This window comes from Streptomyces sp. NPDC093071 (assembly GCF_044754545.1).
Classification (GTDB): domain Bacteria; phylum Actinomycetota; class Actinomycetes; order Streptomycetales; family Streptomycetaceae; genus Streptomyces.
This window is the reverse complement of the sequence record NZ_JBIVPH010000010.1, coordinates 178,270-194,907: the sequence shown is the minus strand read 5'-3', so window position 1 is coordinate 194,907 and position 16,638 is coordinate 178,270. Positions and strand designations below refer to the sequence as shown.

15 protein-coding genes are annotated in these 16,638 nt (G+C 73.9%); 11 read left to right on the top strand and 4 right to left on the bottom strand.

Annotation, left to right across the window (positions count from 1 at the left end; all coding sequences use genetic code 11):
• Nucleotides 1-43: 43 nt before the first annotated feature.
• From ACIQD7_RS28965 to ACIQD7_RS28955, 3 genes are all read left to right on the top strand, one after another.
• Nucleotides 44-1,405, top strand: a complete 1,362-nt coding sequence (locus tag ACIQD7_RS28965; RefSeq protein WP_401503293.1) for an aspartate aminotransferase family protein — start codon at nt 44-46, stop codon at nt 1,403-1,405.
• 80 nt (nt 1,406-1,485) lie between these two features.
• Nucleotides 1,486-2,190, top strand: coding sequence for a GntR family transcriptional regulator (locus ACIQD7_RS28960; RefSeq protein WP_161371867.1), 705 nt, complete (start codon nt 1,486-1,488; stop codon nt 2,188-2,190).
• Between the two features lie 155 nt (nt 2,191-2,345).
• Nucleotides 2,346-2,999 (top strand): hypothetical protein, encoded by a 654-nt coding sequence (locus tag ACIQD7_RS28955; protein ID WP_402445392.1) that lies wholly within the window; start codon nt 2,346-2,348, stop codon nt 2,997-2,999.
• Nucleotides 3,000-3,033: 34 nt separating this feature from the next.
• Here ACIQD7_RS28955 and ACIQD7_RS28950 read toward each other — a convergent pair whose 3' ends face one another.
• Nucleotides 3,034-3,771, bottom strand: a complete 738-nt coding sequence (locus ACIQD7_RS28950; RefSeq protein WP_202527012.1) for an SLATT domain-containing protein — start codon at nt 3,769-3,771, stop codon at nt 3,034-3,036.
• Between the two features lie 319 nt (nt 3,772-4,090).
• Here ACIQD7_RS28950 and ACIQD7_RS28945 point away from each other — a divergent pair, with 319 nt between their 5' ends.
• The 6 genes from ACIQD7_RS28945 to ACIQD7_RS28920 all read left to right on the top strand — a co-directional run bounded on the left by ACIQD7_RS28945 (nt 4,091) and on the right by ACIQD7_RS28920 (nt 9,865).
• Complete coding sequence (locus tag ACIQD7_RS28945) at nt 4,091-4,426, top strand: YbaB/EbfC family nucleoid-associated protein (protein WP_121829782.1); 336 nt, start codon at nt 4,091-4,093, stop codon at nt 4,424-4,426.
• Between the two features lie 104 nt (nt 4,427-4,530).
• On the top strand, nt 4,531-5,130 hold the full coding sequence (gene recR, locus ACIQD7_RS28940; RefSeq protein WP_121829781.1) for a recombination mediator RecR: 600 nt from the start codon (nt 4,531-4,533) through the stop codon (nt 5,128-5,130).
• Nucleotides 5,131-5,171: 41 nt separating this feature from the next.
• Nucleotides 5,172-5,834, top strand: coding sequence for a DUF5063 domain-containing protein (locus tag ACIQD7_RS28935; protein WP_402445390.1), 663 nt, complete (start codon nt 5,172-5,174; stop codon nt 5,832-5,834).
• A 202-nt stretch (nt 5,835-6,036) separates the two neighbouring features.
• Nucleotides 6,037-7,308, top strand: coding sequence for an aspartate kinase (locus ACIQD7_RS28930; RefSeq protein WP_121829779.1), 1,272 nt, complete (start codon nt 6,037-6,039; stop codon nt 7,306-7,308).
• Nucleotides 7,309-7,694: 386 nt separating this feature from the next.
• On the top strand, nt 7,695-8,423 hold the full coding sequence (locus ACIQD7_RS28925) for a SigE family RNA polymerase sigma factor (protein WP_121829778.1): 729 nt from the start codon (nt 7,695-7,697) through the stop codon (nt 8,421-8,423).
• A gap of 344 nt (nt 8,424-8,767) precedes the next feature.
• The gene (locus ACIQD7_RS28920; RefSeq protein ID WP_402445389.1) at nt 8,768-9,865 is read left to right on the top strand and encodes a hypothetical protein; all 1,098 of its coding nucleotides are present in this window, start codon (nt 8,768-8,770) and stop codon (nt 9,863-9,865) included.
• A gap of 330 nt (nt 9,866-10,195) precedes the next feature.
• Here ACIQD7_RS28920 and ACIQD7_RS28915 read toward each other — a convergent pair whose 3' ends face one another.
• Both ACIQD7_RS28915 and ACIQD7_RS28910 read right to left on the bottom strand, forming a co-directional pair.
• Nucleotides 10,196-10,945 (bottom strand): SURF1 family protein, encoded by a 750-nt coding sequence (locus ACIQD7_RS28915; RefSeq protein WP_390755656.1) that lies wholly within the window; start codon nt 10,943-10,945, stop codon nt 10,196-10,198.
• 24 nt (nt 10,946-10,969) lie between these two features.
• Nucleotides 10,970-12,847 carry a prolyl oligopeptidase family serine peptidase gene (locus ACIQD7_RS28910; protein ID WP_402445450.1) on the bottom strand — a complete coding sequence of 626 codons (1,878 nt, stop codon included), beginning with the start codon at nt 12,845-12,847 and terminating at the stop codon, nt 10,970-10,972.
• A 62-nt stretch (nt 12,848-12,909) separates the two neighbouring features.
• On the opposite strand from ACIQD7_RS28910, the gene ACIQD7_RS28905 reads away from it, so the two are divergent.
• The gene (locus ACIQD7_RS28905) at nt 12,910-13,740 is read left to right on the top strand and encodes a class I SAM-dependent methyltransferase (protein WP_383410182.1); all 831 of its coding nucleotides are present in this window, start codon (nt 12,910-12,912) and stop codon (nt 13,738-13,740) included.
• A 9-nt stretch (nt 13,741-13,749) separates the two neighbouring features.
• On the opposite strand, the gene ACIQD7_RS28900 is transcribed toward ACIQD7_RS28905, so the two are convergent.
• Nucleotides 13,750-14,796: an Lrp/AsnC family transcriptional regulator gene (locus tag ACIQD7_RS28900; RefSeq protein ID WP_121829774.1), complete on the bottom strand. Its 1,047-nt coding sequence runs from the start codon at nt 14,794-14,796 to the stop codon at nt 13,750-13,752.
• Between the two features lie 222 nt (nt 14,797-15,018).
• On the opposite strand from ACIQD7_RS28900, the gene ACIQD7_RS28895 reads away from it, so the two are divergent.
• Nucleotides 15,019-16,623: a tetratricopeptide repeat protein gene (locus ACIQD7_RS28895; protein WP_402445387.1), complete on the top strand. Its 1,605-nt coding sequence runs from the start codon at nt 15,019-15,021 to the stop codon at nt 16,621-16,623.
• Nucleotides 16,624-16,638: the final 15 nt, after the last annotated feature.

Below are 16,638 nucleotides of genomic sequence, written 5' to 3'. Positions count from 1 at the left end.
TGGCCATGGCCCTTCCCACCTGCGGTTCCTTACCCTCGGCCGCATGACCCCTCATGCCGCACCCGATCCGCGGGCCGGAGCCGCCGTCAAGGCCGCCGACCGCGCCCACGTGTTCCACTCCTGGTCCGCCCAGGGCCTGATCGACCCGCTCGCCGTCGCCGGCGCCGAGGGTTCGTACTTCTGGGACTACGACGGGAACCGCTACCTCGACTTCACCAGCGGCCTCGTCTACACCAACATCGGCTACCAGCACCCGAAGGTCGTCGCCGCGATCCAGGAGCAGGCCGGGAAGCTCGCCACCTTCGCGCCCGCCTTCGCCGTGGACGTCCGCTCCGAGGCCGCACGCCTCATCGCCGAGCGCACCCCGGGCGACCTGGACAAGATCTTCTTCACCAACGGCGGCGCCGAGGCCGTCGAGAACGCCGTCCGCATGGCCCGGCTGCACACCGGCCGCACCAAGGTGCTCTCCGCCTACCGCTCGTACCACGGCGCCACCTCCACCGCGATCAACCTGACCGGCGACCCGCGCCGCTGGGCCTCCGACACCGGCTCCGCGGGCGTCGTGCGCTTCTGGGCGCCCTTCCTCTACCGCTCGCCCTTCTACGCCACCACCGAGGCGGAGGAGTGCGCGCGGGCCCTCCAGCACCTGGAGGACACGATCGCCTTCGAGGGTCCGGCGACCATCGCCGCGATCATCCTGGAGACCGTCCCCGGCACCGCCGGGATCATGACCCCGCCGCCCGGCTACCTCGCCGGAGTCCGCGAGATCTGCGACCGGTACGGCATCGTCTTCGTCCTGGACGAGGTCATGGCCGGCTTCGGCCGCACCGGGAAGTGGTTCGCCGCCGAGCACTTCGACGTCGTGCCCGACCTGCTGACCTTCGCCAAGGGCGTGAACTCCGGTTACGTGCCGCTCGGCGGCGTCGCCATCAGCGCCGAGATCGCCGCCACCTTCGACAAGCGCCCGTACCCCGGCGGCCTGACCTACTCCGGCCACCCGCTGGCCTGCGCCGCCGCCGTCGCCACCATCCACGTGATGGAGGACGAGAAGGTCGTCGAGAACGCCGCGCACATCGGCGAGACCGTCCTCGGCCCCGGCCTGCGCGAGCTGGCCGAGCGCCACCCCTCGGTCGGCGAGGTCCGCGGCCTCGGCGTCTTCTGGGCCCTCGACCTGGTCAAGAACAGGGAGACGCGCGAGCCGCTCGTCCCGTACAACGCGTCCGGCGAGGCCAACGCGCCCATGGCCGCCTTCGCCGCCGCCGCGAAGAAGCACGGCCTGTGGCCCTTCGTGAACATGAACCGCACCCACGCCGTCCCCGCCTGCAACGTCTCCGAGGCGGAGGCCAAGGAGGGGCTCGCGGCCCTGGACGCGGCCCTCTCGGTGGCCGACGAGCACACCGTCTGACCTCGGCCCGCACGCGTACCGGAGAGGTTCCCTCCGTCTGGACTAGGGTGTCCGCAGCCGGACGGAGGGGACCCACCACCATGCCCGAGAGCGGAGGCGTCACCCGCAACACCCTGCGACAACAGATCGCGGACGCGCTGCGTGACGAGGTGCTCGCGGGCCGTCTCAAGGCCGGGCGGGAGTTCACCGTCAAGCAGATCGCGGAGCAGTACGGCGTCTCGGCCACGCCCGTGCGGGAAGCCCTCGTGGACCTCTGCGCGCAGGGCCTCCTCGACTCCGACCAGCACCGCGGCTTCCGCGTCCACCAGTACTCCGTCGACGACTACCGGCGGATGGTCGAGGCCCGGATGCTCGTCGTCGAGGGCATCTTCCGCCGCCGCGCCGACCGGGCCCGGCCCCCGGCCCCCGAACTCGGCATCGGGGTCGCGCTCGTCTCCGTGCGCCGCCGGGGCGAGGCCGCCGCCCGCGCCGCCCGCGCCGGTGACCTGGACGTCCTCATCGGCTACGACATCCGCTACTGGCGCGAGCTGGGCCGCCTGATCGCCGCCAACGACCACCTCGCGGACTTCCTGCACCGGCTCCGCGTCCAGGCCTGGGCCTTCTCCGTGCCCCACCTGCGCTCCGAGCGGGACCTCCTGGGCTGGCTGTGGAGCGGCCACGTGGACCTGGTCGACGCGGTCACCCGCGGCGACGCGGAGGCGGCCGTGACGGTCGTACGGGAGTACAACGCGCACGCCCTGGAGTGGGCGGACCGGCTGGAGCTCCTGGAGCGACGCGGCCGGTAGGACGGGGACGGTGGGGAGCGGGTCCGGCGGGGACACCGGGGCGGGGCCCGGCGGGTTGAGGGCCCGTCTCCGGGGGCAGGTCCTCAGCGGGTGGGCGTCGTCGGACGATCCGACTACCCTGGCCGTCCCTGCAACTGACGGAGAGCGAGCCTCCCTTGGCCTGTGACCTGTGGCTGGTCCCCCTCGTCGACGTGCTGTGCCACAGCCCCGACAACCCCTTCGCCCAAGAGATCGCCGCCTACGACGCCGTCCTCAGCGCCTCGGGCCTGCCGACCGTGCCCGTCTACGCGTACATGCCGGGGCTCTCCGGCGACGTCGCCCCGGTCGCCGGCTTCGACTACGAGGCCCTGCACTTCCTGCGCCGCGCCTACCTGCTCCAGGTGCACGGGCTCCCGGTCGAACCGGTCGGCGAGCTGGGCGGGGACTACGAACAGCTCCTGGAGATGTTCGAGCCGACCGCGCAGCGGTCGCACCTGGTCTGGCACTACGACCACGCGGGCGCGTACGTGCCGGTCGACTTCCCGGCGCCGCTCGCCAGCGACGAGCTCCTGGAGGGCGGCGGGCCGCTCGGCTCCTCGCACGGGCTGCTGCGGGAGCTGGAGTTCGTGGCGCCCTCGATCGGCATCGACCCGGCCAACCCGCCGGCCGCCCCGCTGCCGCCGGAGCGGCCGACCGCCCTGGAGGAGCCGGCCGTCGGCCCCTCCCCGTACGACCAGGGGCCCTTCGCCCGGGAGCGGCACGTGTGGCTGGGGCTGCACGCGGCGGCGACCCGGAGCCTGGCCCAGGGCTCGATGATCATCCTGAGCTGAGCCCGGACGCCGTGCCCCGCGCCCCCGGGAGGCCTCAGCGGGTCTCCGGGGGCCGCTGGCGCGGCATGTTCGGCCGGGTGCCCGGCGGCAGCGGGAAGCGGCCGCCCGCCGACTGCACGCTCTCGGGCCGGGACGGCAGCACGCCGACCGACTGGAGGGCCAGCGGCGCGGGGCCCGAGCGGAACTCGACCATCCAGTCGGCGGTCTCCGCCCGTACCAGCTCCGTCACGTCCTCCGAGAAGCGGCGCAGCACGCCCAGACAGCGCTCGGCCGCCTCGCTGGCGGTGCCCTCCGTGGGCCCCAGGACCTCCCGGACGCTCTCCGAGGCCCAGTCGAACTGGAGCGCCTGGAGTCGCCGCTGCACCGCCTGGGCCGTCGCCACGTCCCTTATCCAGCCCGACGTCACCCCGAAGTACCGGTCGCAGGCCAGGCAGGCGGCGCCGAGCAGCAGCGAGAGGTAGCCCCAGCCGGCCGTGCCCGCCGCGACCCCGGTCAGGTCGAGCAGCGGCAGCGCGGCGCCCGCGATCACCCCGACGGCGGTACCGATCCGCAGGAGCCGGGCGGCGCGGCGCTTCCAGACCCGGTCCGCGAGGTACCACTCGGCGGTGCGCAGGGCATTGCCCTCCACCCAGCGGTACAGCTCGTCGAGCCGCTCGGCCGGCTCGCCCCAGTCCCCCAGGGGGAAGGGCCTGCCGGTCAGGTCGCGGCCGTCCGGAACACGGCCGGTCGGATCGGGGTGGACGTCTCCCCCGGGGTGCCCCGGCGGCTGCATCTCCGGCTGCTGGCTCACCGGGGGACTCCTCTGTTCAGCTCAGCGCCTCCGCTCGGTGCGGCGCTCGTGTCGCTCGTGTCCTTCTGTGGCGTGCGGTGCACGTGGTGCCTGCCCTTCCTACCGCCGAATGGAGGGCGATGGGCCCGGAATCCCAGGATTTCCGCCCGCAAGTGGGTGTTGATCAGGTAGAGGAGCCCGCAGTTTCTCACCCGAAAGAGTGATGGAGGCAGGGTGGGCGGGGACCACGTAGGCTCGGCGTACCGAGCCGGACATATGGACCGGACGGACCGACCCGACGCACCGACCCTCAGGAGTGACCGTGATTCCCGGTGGTGGCCAGCCCAACATGCAGCAGCTTCTCCAGCAGGCCCAGAAGATGCAGCAGGACCTCGCCCGGGCGCAGGAGGAGCTCGCCGCGACCGAGGTCGACGGTCAGGCGGGCGGCGGCCTGGTCAGGGCGACCGTGACCGGCTCCGGCGAGCTGCGCGGCCTGGTGATCGCCCCCGAGGCGGTCGACCCGGAGGACACCGAGACGCTGGCCGACCTGATCGTCGCCGCCGTGCAGGCCGCCAACGACAACGCGCAGCAGCTCCAGCAGGCCAAGCTGGGCCCGCTGGCGCAGGGCATGGGCGGCATGCCGGGCCTCGGCTTCTGAGACTCCCCGCCGGGGCCCGTCCACAGCACCGCTTCCGTTGGGGTTCTAAGGTCCGGCCCCAGCCACTACCGTAAGAATCAAGCACACCCGAGAAGGGCGTTCCGTTGTACGAAGGCGTGGTTCAGGACCTCATCGACGAACTGGGCAGGCTGCCCGGCGTCGGTCCCAAGAGCGCGCAGCGGATCGCCTTCCACGTCCTCCAGGCGGAGCCGACGGACGTCCGGCGGCTCGCGCACGCGCTCCTGGAGGTCAAGGAGAAGGTCAGGTTCTGCGCGGTCTGCGGCAACGTGGCACAGCAGGAGCAGTGCAACATCTGCCGGGACCCGCGCCGGGACACGACCGTCATCTGTGTGGTCGAGGAGCCCAAGGACGTCGTGGCGATCGAGCGGACGCGGGAGTTCCGCGGCCGCTACCACGTCCTCGGCGGCGCGATCAGCCCCATCGAGGGCGTCGGCCCGGACGACCTGCGCATCCGCGAGCTGCTCGCGCGGCTCGCGGACGGCACGATCACCGAGCTGATCCTCGCGACCGATCCGAATCTGGAGGGCGAGGCCACCGCGACGTACCTGGCGCGGATGATCAAGCCCATGGGCCTGCGGGTCACCCGGCTCGCGAGCGGCCTCCCGGTCGGCGGCGACCTGGAGTACGCGGACGAGGTGACCCTGGGCCGCGCCTTCGAGGGCCGGAGGCTGCTGGATGTATGACGACCCAGCCCACGTGTGGGTGCTCCGAGGAAGGCAGTTCCATGTCTGACCCCACCTTGCACTCCGTCACGCAGGACCCCGACGACTTCGCGGTCCAGATCGCCGACTCCATCGAGAGCTTCATCGTCGCGACCACCGAGGTGGCCAAGGGCGACGAGCCGGACAGCACGGTGCCCTTCCTGCTCCTGGAGGTCTCCCAGCTGCTCCTGGCGGGCGGCCGGCTCGGCGCGCACGAGGACATCGTCCCGGACGAGCGCTACGAGACGGACACCGGTCCGGAGCTCGACGCGGACGACCTGCGCGAGCGGTTCGCCGCGCTCCTGGACCCGGTCGACGTCTTCTCCGAGGTCTTCGACCCGTACGAGCCGCGCAAGGCGCCGGTCCCGGCCCGGATCTCGGACAACCTGGCGGACATCGTCGCCGACCTGAGCCACGGACTGGCCCACTACCGGGCGGGCCGGACCAGCGAGGCCCTGTGGTGGTGGCAGTTCTCGTACTTCTCCAACTGGGGCCCGACCGCCTCGGCCACCCTCCGCGCCCTCCAGTCCCTCGTCGCCCACGTCCGCCTCGACCAGCCGCTCGCGGCCCTGGACGGCCTGGACACGGACGAGGACCTGACCGAGGACGACCTCGCCGAGGAGGCGGGCCGGGTGATGATCCAGGAGATCGCGGGGCCGCTGGGGCTGCGCTCGCTGAAGAGCTGAGCGCCGGGGCGGCCGGGGAGCCGGGCCCGTCCGGGTGCCGGGGTCCGTGCGCCCGCTGGGGTCATCCGGGACATTTCGGTCTCGTGATCACGGGGTGAGCCGGGCGTCTCACCATGCGATACCTCGTAGGCGTTTTCGAGTCCCTCGTTAGACTGAGCCGATCGCAGCGCCGGCTGCGGCACAGACTGAGCGAGGAGCGCACGTGGGCCTTGTCGTGCAGAAGTACGGAGGCTCCTCCGTTGCCGATGCCGAAGGCATCAAGCGCGTCGCCAAGCGGATCGTGGACGCCAAGAAGAACGGCCACCAGGTGGTCGTCGTGGTTTCCGCGATGGGCGACACGACGGACGAGCTGATCGATCTCGCCGGACAGGTATCCCCGATTCCTTCCGGGCGAGAGTTCGACATGCTGCTGACCGCCGGGGAGCGGATCTCCATGGCCCTGCTGGCCATGGCGATCAAAAACCTGGGCCACGAGGCCCAGTCGTTCACCGGCAGCCAGGCCGGTGTCATCACCGACTCGGTCCACAACAAGGCGCGCATCATCGATGTCACGCCGGGCCGGATCCGCACCGCCCTCGACGAGGGCAACATCGCCATTGTCGCCGGCTTCCAGGGCGTGTCCCAGGACAAGAAGGACATCACCACCCTGGGCCGCGGCGGCTCCGACACCACCGCCGTCGCGCTCGCCGCCGCCCTCGACGCCGAGGTCTGCGAGATCTACACCGACGTGGACGGCGTCTTCACCGCCGACCCGCGCGTGGTGAAGAAGGCGAAGAAGATCGACTGGATCTCCTTCGAGGACATGCTGGAGCTCGCCGCCTCCGGCTCCAAGGTGCTGCTGCACCGCTGCGTCGAGTACGCGCGCCGCTACAACATCCCGATCCACGTCCGCTCGTCCTTCTCCGGACTCCAGGGCACGTGGGTCAGCAACGAACCGCAAGGAGCCCAGAAGGTGGAGCAGGCCATCATCTCGGGTGTCGCCCACGACACCTCCGAGGCGAAGATCACCGTCGTCGGCGTGCCGGACAAGCCGGGCGAGGCCGCGGCCATCTTCCGGGCCGTCGCGGACGCCGAGATCAACATCGACATGATCGTCCAGAACGTGTCCGCCGCCTCCACCGGCCTCACGGACATCTCCTTCACCCTCCCCAAGGCCGAGGGCCGCAAGGCCATCGACGCCCTGGAGAAGGCGAAGGGCGCGATCGGCTTCGACTCGCTGCGCTACGACGACCAGATCGGCAAGATCTCCCTGGTCGGCGCCGGCATGAAGACCAACCCGGGCGTCACCGCGGACTTCTTCCGCGCGCTCTCCGACGCGGGCGTGAACATCGAGCTGATCTCGACCTCCGAGATCCGCATCTCGGTCGTCACCCGCGCCGACGACGTCAACGAGGCCGTGCGCGCCGTCCACACCGCCTTCGGCCTGGACAGCGACTCGGACGAGGCCGTGGTCTACGGCGGCACCGGGCGCTGACCCCGCCCGGTTCCCCGGTTCCCCCGGTTCCCCGGTTTCGCCGGTCCCCCGGTTTCCCGGCTCCCCCGGACGGCGGCCTCGCGGCCGTCCGTCCGGGGGAGCCGTGTGTCATGGATTTGTGTGATCTGTGAACGACCTGTGAGCAATTCGGCGTCAGATACCCCTTGAACTGGGATGATCTCCTGGACGACGATGCATTTCCCCCTTGCTGCAACCGGTAGTTGGGTGGGGCGCGTCTCTGCGGACACCCGTGGGCGTGTGGCGCCGGGCGCGCTGTGAAAGCGGGGCATCGGGGGAGAACAGGTACGCATGAGGACGAACAACCCGCCGTCGAAAAGGACGGCGAGCGCGTACAACCCTGCCGGGGGCAGGCGTGTCCAACAGGCGTGGCAGAGGTACTCGACATCGCGACCATCGCCCCGCTGCGCGGCGCGGGCACGGCGTTGCTCCCCGTACGGAGCGGCGTCGCCGGCTCCGTACGCGGCTCCGTCGTCGCCCCGTTCCGGCGCCCGCGGGCTCCCGGCGGAATGCCGGTGATCGCCCCCGTGACCACCGGTTCCCGGTCCACCCGGGTGAACGGCATTCCCGCGCCCCGCACGAGCGACGAGGGGGCTCCGGCCGTCGGCACCACCGTCGACCACCTCACCGAGACCTACCGCGCCCACTACCGGTCGCTGCTCGGGCTGGCCGCGCTGCTCCTCGACGACACGGCCTCCTGCGAGGACGTGGTCCAGGAGGCGTTCATCCGCGTCCACTCGGCCCGCAAGCGGGTCCGTGAGCCGGAGAAGACGCTCGCCTACCTGCGCCAGACCGTCGTGAACCTCTCCCGGTCCGCGCTGCGCCGCCGCATCCTCGGCCTCAAGCTCCTCTCGAAGCCGATGCCGGACATGGCCAGCGCGGAGGAGGGGGCGTACGACCAGCTGGAGCGCGAGGACCTGATCAAGGCGATGCGCGGGCTCCAGCGGCGCCAGCGCGAGGTCCTCGTCCTGCGGTACTTCGCGGACATGACCGAGGTCCAGGTCGCCGAGACGCTGGGGATATCCCTGGGTTCGGTGAAGGCGTACGGCTCGCGGGGCATGGCCGCCCTGCGCGTCGCGATGGGGGCGACGTCGTGAGCGGGGCGCGCGGCGAGCGGGGCGGGACTCCCGAGGACGGGACCGCCCCGGAGGAGGGCGTGCGCCCGGAGGGCCGTGACCACGGCGCACCCGACGACCACGGGACGGGCGCCGAGGACCGCGCGGAGGACCACGGGGAACCCGAGGAACGCGGGACCGGTGCCGGGGGGCCCGGGACCGCGGAGGGCTCCGGGGACTCGTCCGGGGACGCGGGGGGGCGCGGAACGCGCGCCGACGACCACGGGGGATCCGAGGGAGACGGGCCGGGCGCCGGGGACCGTAGGGTCACCGGGGGCCCCGAGGCCCGTGCCCGAGACGAACGCGACGATCTGAGTGGACAGCGCATGGTGAACATCGAGCCCGGGCCCGGCGACGGAGACGGGGACGAGGAGCTGGCGCTGCGGCGGATGCTGCAGGGCGCCGTGGGAGGGCTGGAGCCCTCCGCCGGTTCGCTGGAGCACCTGCGCCGGGCCGTGCCCGCCCGGCGCGCCCGCAAGCGGCAGGCCGTCGTGGGCGCCGCGGCCGCCGCGGTTCTCATCGGCACGGCCGTCCCGGCCTTCGTGCACGTCGCCTCCTCGGAGGGGACCACCACCGCCAGCCCCGTGAACGCCGGCCACGGCGAGGAGGCCCAGGGCGGCACCGGCACCGAGACCGGCGTCGAGGGCGGCCAGAGCTCCAAGACCCCCGCGAGCAGCGTCTCCCCGAGCCGGGACGGCGAGGAGGGCGGGGCCGACGGCTCCTCCGGCAAGCCGGAGGGACCGGGCGCCGGGGCCTCCGGCGAGGCCTCGGGAGACACGGAGGGGGTCGGCTCCGGCGTCGGCCGCTGCACGTCCGGCCAGCTCGGCTCCGGCGGCGCGCAGGCCGGCGGCCCCGACGCCGAGGGCAAGGTGTACGGCAGCTTCCGCGTCGTCAACGTCTCCGGCACCTCCTGCGTCGTGGACGGCGCGGGCGTCGTCGGCTTCGAGGCCCGGGGGGCGGCCGACCCCGGACGCATCTCGGTGGTCCGGCACACCTCGGGCGACGGGCTGCCCGGCGCCTCGCAGGAGTCCGCCCGGCTCGTCCTGAAGCCGAACGGCTCCTACGAGGTGAAGTTCGTCTGGGTGCCGAGCGAGACCTGTCCGACGACCGGCACCACGCCCACCCCGACGCCGACCACGCCCGTCGAGCCGCCGACCACACCGCCCCCGACGCCCACTCCGACCGAGCCCACGACCAACCCCGACCCCAGCGGCGGTCCGGGCTCCGGCGGCTCCGGCGGCAGCCCGGAACCGGTCCCGGGTGCCGAGGGCGGCCCGGCGGCCCAGCTGCTCCTGGCGGACGGCCCGGCGGACGGAAGCGTCGTGGTCAGCCACACCGCGGAGCCCGGCGGCCCCTCGCTGTCGGCGGTCATCCCCGACGCCTGCTCCGGCACCGTCTACCGCACCGGCCTCCTCGGCTCCTGATCCCAGGAGCACACCCCGGCCCCGGATTCCGGGGCCGGGGCTCTCACGCCTTCTGCGGGGCCACGGGCCTTGCGCGGCCTCCGGGACTACGGGACTACGGGTCGTGCGTGCGCTCCAGGGCCGCAGGCCTTACGTGCCCCGGGGCCTTCACGAGCTCTACGGTTGTCACGCGCCCTGCGGGCTTCACGGGCTTCACGGCCCCGCGACCTTCACGGCCCTGCGGGCTTCACGGCCCTGCGGGCTTCACGGCCCTGCGGGCTTCACGGGCTTCACAGCCCCATGCGCTTCATGGTCCCGCGACCTTCACGGCCTTCACGCGCCCCGCGGGCCTCACGCGCCCGACAGACCCAGCGCCTCGTCCCGGGAGGCCTCCGCCTCGCGCCGCACCAGGCGGAACCACATGAAGAGCACGAAGCCGGCGAAGACGAACCACTCCGCCGTGTAGCCCAGGTTCTGGAAGGCCTTCGCGTCGAGGCCCGTGCCCGCGGCCGCCGCCGCCGGGACCGGCGTGAGGCCGGCGGGGGAGTCCGCGAGGGTGATCCAGGCGTCGTAGACGTCGTCCGTCACCACGTTCACCAGGGACGCCGCGCTGATCATGCCGAGCTGTCCCTCGGGCAGGCCGCCCGCCGCGCGGACGCCCTTCGACCCCTGGTTCTCCGAGGCCTGGAGCGCGCCCACCACCGTGACCTCGCCGGACGGCGGGGCGGGCGCCGGGGCGCCCTCGGGGAGCCAGCCCCGGACCACCGGCAGCGACCGGCCGCCGTCCGTCCGCAGCAGCGTCAGGACGTACGCACCGCTCCGGCCGTCCAGCTCGCGGCCCGGCACGAGGAACTGGTCCCCGAACCGGCCGCGCGCCTCGGCCGTGCGGCCCGACGTCTCCTTGTCCACCGGGAGCAGCGAGTCCAGCGGCTCGGCCGCCGCCGTGCTCGGCGCGGGCCGCCGCTCCGCCTCCTGGTGGGTGTCGACGCGGTCCTCGAACTTCCCGAGCTGCCAGGTCCCCATGAAGACGCAGAACGGGATCGCCAGGAGGACGAAGAGGTTGATCCCCCACCAGCGGGGAGTTCTCAGGAACCGGTACACGCCCCCCACGGTACGCAAGGCCGCTCAGCCCCCCGTCGCCCGGGTCCCCAGGTGCTTCGCGGCGAACGCCAGGTCCAGGGCGACCTGCTTGATCCGCTCCTCCACCACCAGGGAGCCGTGGCCCGCGTCGTACCGGTACACCTCGTGGACCGCGCCCCGGGCCGCCAGCCGGTCGACGTAGTTGTCGATCTGCCGGATCGGGCAGCGCGGGTCGTTGACCCCGGCCGAGATGTGCACCGGCGCCTTCACCGCGTCCACGTACGTCAGCGGCGACGAGGCCGCGTACCGCTCGGGCACCTCCTCGGGCGAGCCGCCCAGGAGCGTGCGGTCCAGCGCCTTCAGAGCCTCCATCTCGTCCTCGTACGCCGTCACGTAGTCCGCGACCGGGACCGCCGCCAGACCGACCGCCCAGACGTCCGGCTGGGTGCCCAGGCCCAGGAGCGTCAGATAGCCACCCCACGAGCCGCCGGAGAGGACCAGCCGCTCCGGGTCCGCGAGCCCGCTCGCCACCGCCCACCTCCGGACCGCGTCGACGTCCTCCAGCTCGATCAGGCCCACCCGGTGCTTCAGCGCGTCCGTCCACTCCCGGCCGTACCCCGTCGAACCCCGGTAGTTGACCCGCACCACCGCGTACCCGTGGTCCAGCCAGGCCGCCGGGCCCGACGCGAAGGCGTCGCTGTCGTGCCAGGCCGGACCGCCGTGCACCTCGAAGACCGTCGGGAACGGGCCCTCGCCCTCCGCCGGGCGCTGCACCAGCGCGTGGACCCTGCCGCCGGGCCCCTCCACCCACACGTCCTCCACCGGCAGCGACGGCGGCGCCTTCGGGCCGGGCGGGTCCAGGACGACCCCGCCGTCCGTGGAGCGCACCACCGGCGGCTCGGCGGCCGAGGACCACAGGTACTCCACGGAGCCGTCAGGACGGGCCGTCGCGTCCGACACCGAACCGGCCGGGGTCTCCACCCGCACCAGGGCCCCGGTGGCGATCTCGTACCGCCACAGCTCGCTGCGGGCCTCGAAGCCGTGCACGATCAGCAGGCCCGAGCCGTCCGGGTACCACTCCGCCGACACGTCGCCCGGCAGGTCGAGCCGCAGATCCGTCTCGGCGCCCGTCGCCACGTCCCAGAGCATCGGCTCCCAGCGCCCCCGCCGCTGGTGGCCGACGAGCAGCCGGGTGTCCCCGGCGGCCGGGGCGAAGCCCAGGACCGTGAGGCCCAGCTCCTCCGTGCCGTCCTTGGTGTCGTCGAGCTCCGCGACCACGCTCCCGTCCGAGGCGCGCAGCACCCGCAGCGCCGAGTGCATCGCGTCCCCGTGCTCGGTGTGCTCGATCGCGACCAGCGAGCCGTCGTACGACAGGTCGCCGACCCCGGCCGACTCCCGGTGCCGGTAGATCTCGACCGGGGCGCCGGCCCCGGGCCGTACGAGATGGACCGTCGAGCCGTCCTCGTCCGTGGAACGGCCCACCACGAGCGTGCCCTCCCGGCCGATGGCGAGCCCGGCCGGATAGGAGGGGGCCAGGTCCGGCACGGCCGGCTCGTCCGCGCCGCCCGCGAACGGCTGCCGCATCCACACCCCGAACTCGTCCCCGTCGGTGTCCGCGAACCACCAGATCCAGTCGCCGTCCGGGGACAGCGTCCCGTCCGTCGTCCCGTTCGGCCGGTCCGTGACCTGCCGCTGCTCCCCGGTCGCCCGGTCCCACGCGTACAGCTCGTACGTCCCCGTCGCGTTCGACACGAACAGCGAGCGGTCCGGCGCCTCCTCGGCCCAGTCGGGCAGGGAGACGCGGGGCGCGCGGAAGCGCCGCTCCCAGACGGGCGCGTCGGCGCTCTCGGGACGTGCGGGGTTCTCGGGGCGTGCGGGGTTCTCGGTGCTCTCGGCGTTCTCGCTCTCGGTCATGGCACCCATCATGCTCCGGGCGGCGGACAATCGGGTCGCGTGCTCCGCAGCCTGTGGATAACCTCGCCGACATGTACTCTCCGACCCCCGAGGACTGGCGCGAGGCCAACCGCGCGCGCTGGGACGAACGCGTCCCCCTCCACGCGGCCGGTTCCTTCTACGACCTCGACGCCTTCCGCGCGGGCAAGAACGCCCTGCGGGACTTCGAGCTGGCGGAGGTCGGGGACGTCACCGGGCGCACCCTCCTCCACCTCCAGTGCCACATCGGCCTGGACACCCTCTCCTGGGCCCGGCAGGGCGCCGCCCACGTCGTCGGCCTGGACTTCTCCGAACCGGCCGTCGAGACCGCCCGCTCGCTCGCCGCCGACCTCGGCCTCGCGCAGGAGCGGGCCGCGTTCGTCGCCGCCGACGTGTACGACGCGGCCGGGGCCGTCCCCGACGACTCGTACGACGTCGTCTACACCGGCGGCGGGGCGCTGTGCTGGCTGCCCGACGTCGAGCGCTGGGCGGAGACCGCCGCCTCGCTCGTCGCCCCCGGCGGCTTCCTCTACCTGGCCGAGTTCCACCCGCTGACCGACTCGCTCGACGACGAGACCGGCAGCCGGATCGTGCACGACTACTTCGTCCGCGACCCGTGGGTGGACACCACCCCGGGCACGTACGCCGACCTCGACGCCCCCACCGTCCACAACCGCAGCGTGGAGTGGGTGCACCCGGTCGGCGAGGTCGTCACGGCGCTCGCGCGGACGGGCCTGCGGATCGACTTCCTGCACGAGCACGACGTCTCGCTCTTCCCCCGCTACGGCACGCTCCAGCGGCACGAGGACGGCTACTACCGCTTCCCGGCGGACCGCCCCCGCGTCCCCCTGATGTACTCGGTCAAGGCGTCCCGCCCCGCCTGAGACCGGTCCTCAGCTCCCTTCCCGGAGCGTGTCCCCCGGGCGCACGTGGTGCGTCCGCCGACCGTCCGGGCCGAGGACCTGCGCCCCGATCTTGTGCGTGCGCAGCGAGAGCGAGGTGCCCGTGATCCGCAGCGCCGGCGCGGCCCGGACGAGCGCCGCCGTCACCTCGTGCAGCTCGTCGACGGTACGGAGCCACATCGCGAGCGCCAGGTTGTGCGGCCCGGTGACCGAGGTGACCAGCCGGGCCTGGCGCAGCCGGCCGAGCGCGGCGACCGTCTCCGGCACCTCGACGGGCGGGATGTCCGCCGTGACCAGCGCCCACACCGGACGCCCGGAGAACCGCGGCGCGGGCAGGCAGTGGTGGTGGAAGGCGCCGGCCGTCGCCAGGACGTCCAGCCTGCGCCGTACCGTCGACTCGCTCGTGCCGCACTGCCGGGCGAGCTCGGCGGCGCTGCGGCGGGCGTCCCCCGCCAGCTCCGCGACGATCCGCCGGTCCAGTTCGGTCACGTGCGGGTACGCGCGCGCGTGGACCCGGCTCCGCCGCTCCCCGCCCGTCAGCTCCGTGAGCAGCTGGATCTGCCCGGGGGTGAGCTGGTCGATCCGCGACCGGTACGGGCGGTTGTGCAGCCGCGTGACGACCTGCGCGCGGCACCGGAGCACCCCCGGCAGCCGTCGCACCCGGCCGGCCAGGTAGGCGTCGAGGGCGTAGAGGTCGGGGGAGGCGACGAGCAGCACCAGGTCGGCGTCGCCGGTCACCTGGTGGACGCCGAGGGTGCAGGGGTCCTCCGCGAGCTCGCCCGCGGTGGCCTCGATGGCCCCGGCGACGCACTCCAGCTCCACCCACGCGTACAGGGTGGCCTCCTTGCCGTGCCGGGCGGCCAGCAGCGAACTCCAGGCGTAACCCTTGCCGCTGAGGTGCTCCCAGCGCCGGGCGAGGGTGTCGGGGCTCGCCTCCAGGACGGCCGAGAGCTGCGTCCAGCTGGCGCGCGGAGCCATCTGCAGCGCGTGGATCAGCGCCAGATCCGCCTCTCCCAGGACGGATTCCCCGGTATCCATGTGCCTCCTTGGCCGATCCCCGGAAAACCCCGCCTCCGGGTTCCGAGGAGCCCCAGGATGTGCACCGGGGCACGTGCATTCAAGCCCGCGACGGCGGCCTTCGCCATGACGTCGGGCACAACGCGCGGACACGGCGCGCGGGCACGGCCCGTGGAACGGCCCGCGGACGCGACGGTCCGGGGCACCACATCCCACGCGCGCGTACACCAGGGAAGGGTGGGGATGACGAGGCACTCGCGGGGGAACGGACGCCCGTCCGGTCGCCCGGCCGGCGATCCGGCCGCCGACACGACCGGACACGTCCGGCACATCGGACACCTCAGGGGCCTCCGGAGCGCCGGAAGCCTCGGGGACACGGGAAGCGCCGGGGTTACGGGGAGCGGCGGGGGCGCGGGAAGCGCGGGGGACACGGAGGGCGCCGGAGGCGTCGAGTGCGCCGGGCCCGGCGGGACCCCGGAGACCGAGCTGCTGTGGGGCGAGCCGGTGACCGCCGGTCAGCTCGCCGCCGCCGAGGGCGGATACGCCCGCTGCGACCCCGACGAGCGGCTCCTGTGGGAGCGGCTCTCCGTCTTCGAGGGCGCCTTCGGCCGGGACGCCGTCCGCGAGGTGTGCGCCTCCGGCACCCTCCCCTCGTCCCGGGTCGGGGAGGTCCTCGACCGGCTCGCCCCCCTCGCGCTTCTGCCCGTCGACGACCTGTTCGACGGCGAGGAGGACGTGCCCCGCTACTGGATGCCGCTCCCCATGCGCGCGGTGGGCGCCCGCAGGCTCACCGAACGCGGCGACCGCTGGGCCGTCGTCCTGCATCACCGCCGGTGGTGCGCCGGGCTCGCCCGCCGGGCCGCCGACCGGTGGCAGAGCGGCCGGCAGCTCGACGCCCGCGACCTCGCCCTGCGGGAACTCCCGGACCTGGCCGCCGCCATGGACCCCACCACCGCGCCGCTCTCCCCGAGCGCCGAGGCGGGCACGGCCGTCGAGATCGCGGTCTCCCTGTGGTTCCTGTGGGTGGCCTGCGGCCGGGTCGCCGAGGGCCGGACCCGGCTGCGGCACGCCCTCGCCCTGCACCCCGGGCCGCCGCCCGCCCGCGCCCTGTGGCTCGCCGCCCACCTGGAGCTGGAGGCGGGCCGCCCCGAGGACGCCGACCCGCTGCTGGCCCGGGCCTGGGCGGCGGCCGTACGGGACGGCGACGACCGCTGCCTGGGCCTGCTCGCCCAGCTGCGCGGCTCCACCGCCCTCCACCAGGGGCGCACGCGCGCGGCGGCGGCCGAGTTCCGCGAGGCGCTGGCCCTGACGGCGGAGCCCCCGGACTTCGGTCCCGGCCGCGAACCGGCCTGGGCCGGGCTCGCCCTCGCCCTCGCCCGCACCGACCCGGAGGCGGCGCAGGAGGCCCTGGACCGGCTGCCGCTCGAACGGGCGGGGCGGCGGGCCTGGGCCGGACGGGACCTGTGGGCCGACGCCTGGGCGCACCACGCGCGTGCCGAGCTCCTCGCCTGGGACGGGGAGCGGGGGAGGGCCGCCGAGCACGCCCGGAGGGCGCTCCGGGGCCATCTGACGCTCGGCTCGGCGGCCGGGGCGTCCTGCGCGGCCGAACTCCTCGCGGAGTTGCGGATCGCGACCGGACGGCCCGTCTCCGCCGCCCACCTCCTGGGCGCCGTGGACGTGCTGAGGACCTCCGTCTTCGGCGAGGAGTACCGCCCGGCGGCCTCCGGCCTGACGGCACGGAAGCGCAGCGAGCGGGCCCTGCGGGAGACGCTCGGCGAGGAGGAGCTGCGCCGGGCGCGTGAAGAGGGCGCGAGCCTGGGCCTGTTCGCCCTCGCGGAGGAGCCCTAGGAGGCCTAGGAGGCC

Bases quoted from the DNA above. Each gene is read 5' to 3' on its own strand.
- ACIQD7_RS28965 (WP_401503293.1), top strand. From the start codon at position 44: ATGACCCCTCATGCCGCACCCGATCCGCGGGCCGGAGCCGCCGTCAAG.
- ACIQD7_RS28960 (WP_161371867.1), top strand. From the start codon at position 1,486: ATGCCCGAGAGCGGAGGCGTCACCCGCAACACCCTGCGACAACAGATC.
- ACIQD7_RS28950 (WP_202527012.1), bottom strand. From the start codon at position 3,771: ATGCAGCCGCCGGGGCACCCCGGGGGAGACGTCCACCCCGATCCGACC.
- ACIQD7_RS28935 (WP_402445390.1), top strand. From the start codon at position 5,172: ATGTCTGACCCCACCTTGCACTCCGTCACGCAGGACCCCGACGACTTC.
- ACIQD7_RS28920 (WP_402445389.1), top strand. From the start codon at position 8,768: ATGGTGAACATCGAGCCCGGGCCCGGCGACGGAGACGGGGACGAGGAG.
- ACIQD7_RS28910 (WP_402445450.1), bottom strand. From the start codon at position 12,847: ATGGGTGCCATGACCGAGAGCGAGAACGCCGAGAGCACCGAGAACCCC.
- ACIQD7_RS28905 (WP_383410182.1), top strand. From the start codon at position 12,910: ATGTACTCTCCGACCCCCGAGGACTGGCGCGAGGCCAACCGCGCGCGC.
- ACIQD7_RS28900 (WP_121829774.1), bottom strand. From the start codon at position 14,796: ATGGATACCGGGGAATCCGTCCTGGGAGAGGCGGATCTGGCGCTGATC.
- ACIQD7_RS28895 (WP_402445387.1), top strand. From the start codon at position 15,019: ATGACGAGGCACTCGCGGGGGAACGGACGCCCGTCCGGTCGCCCGGCC.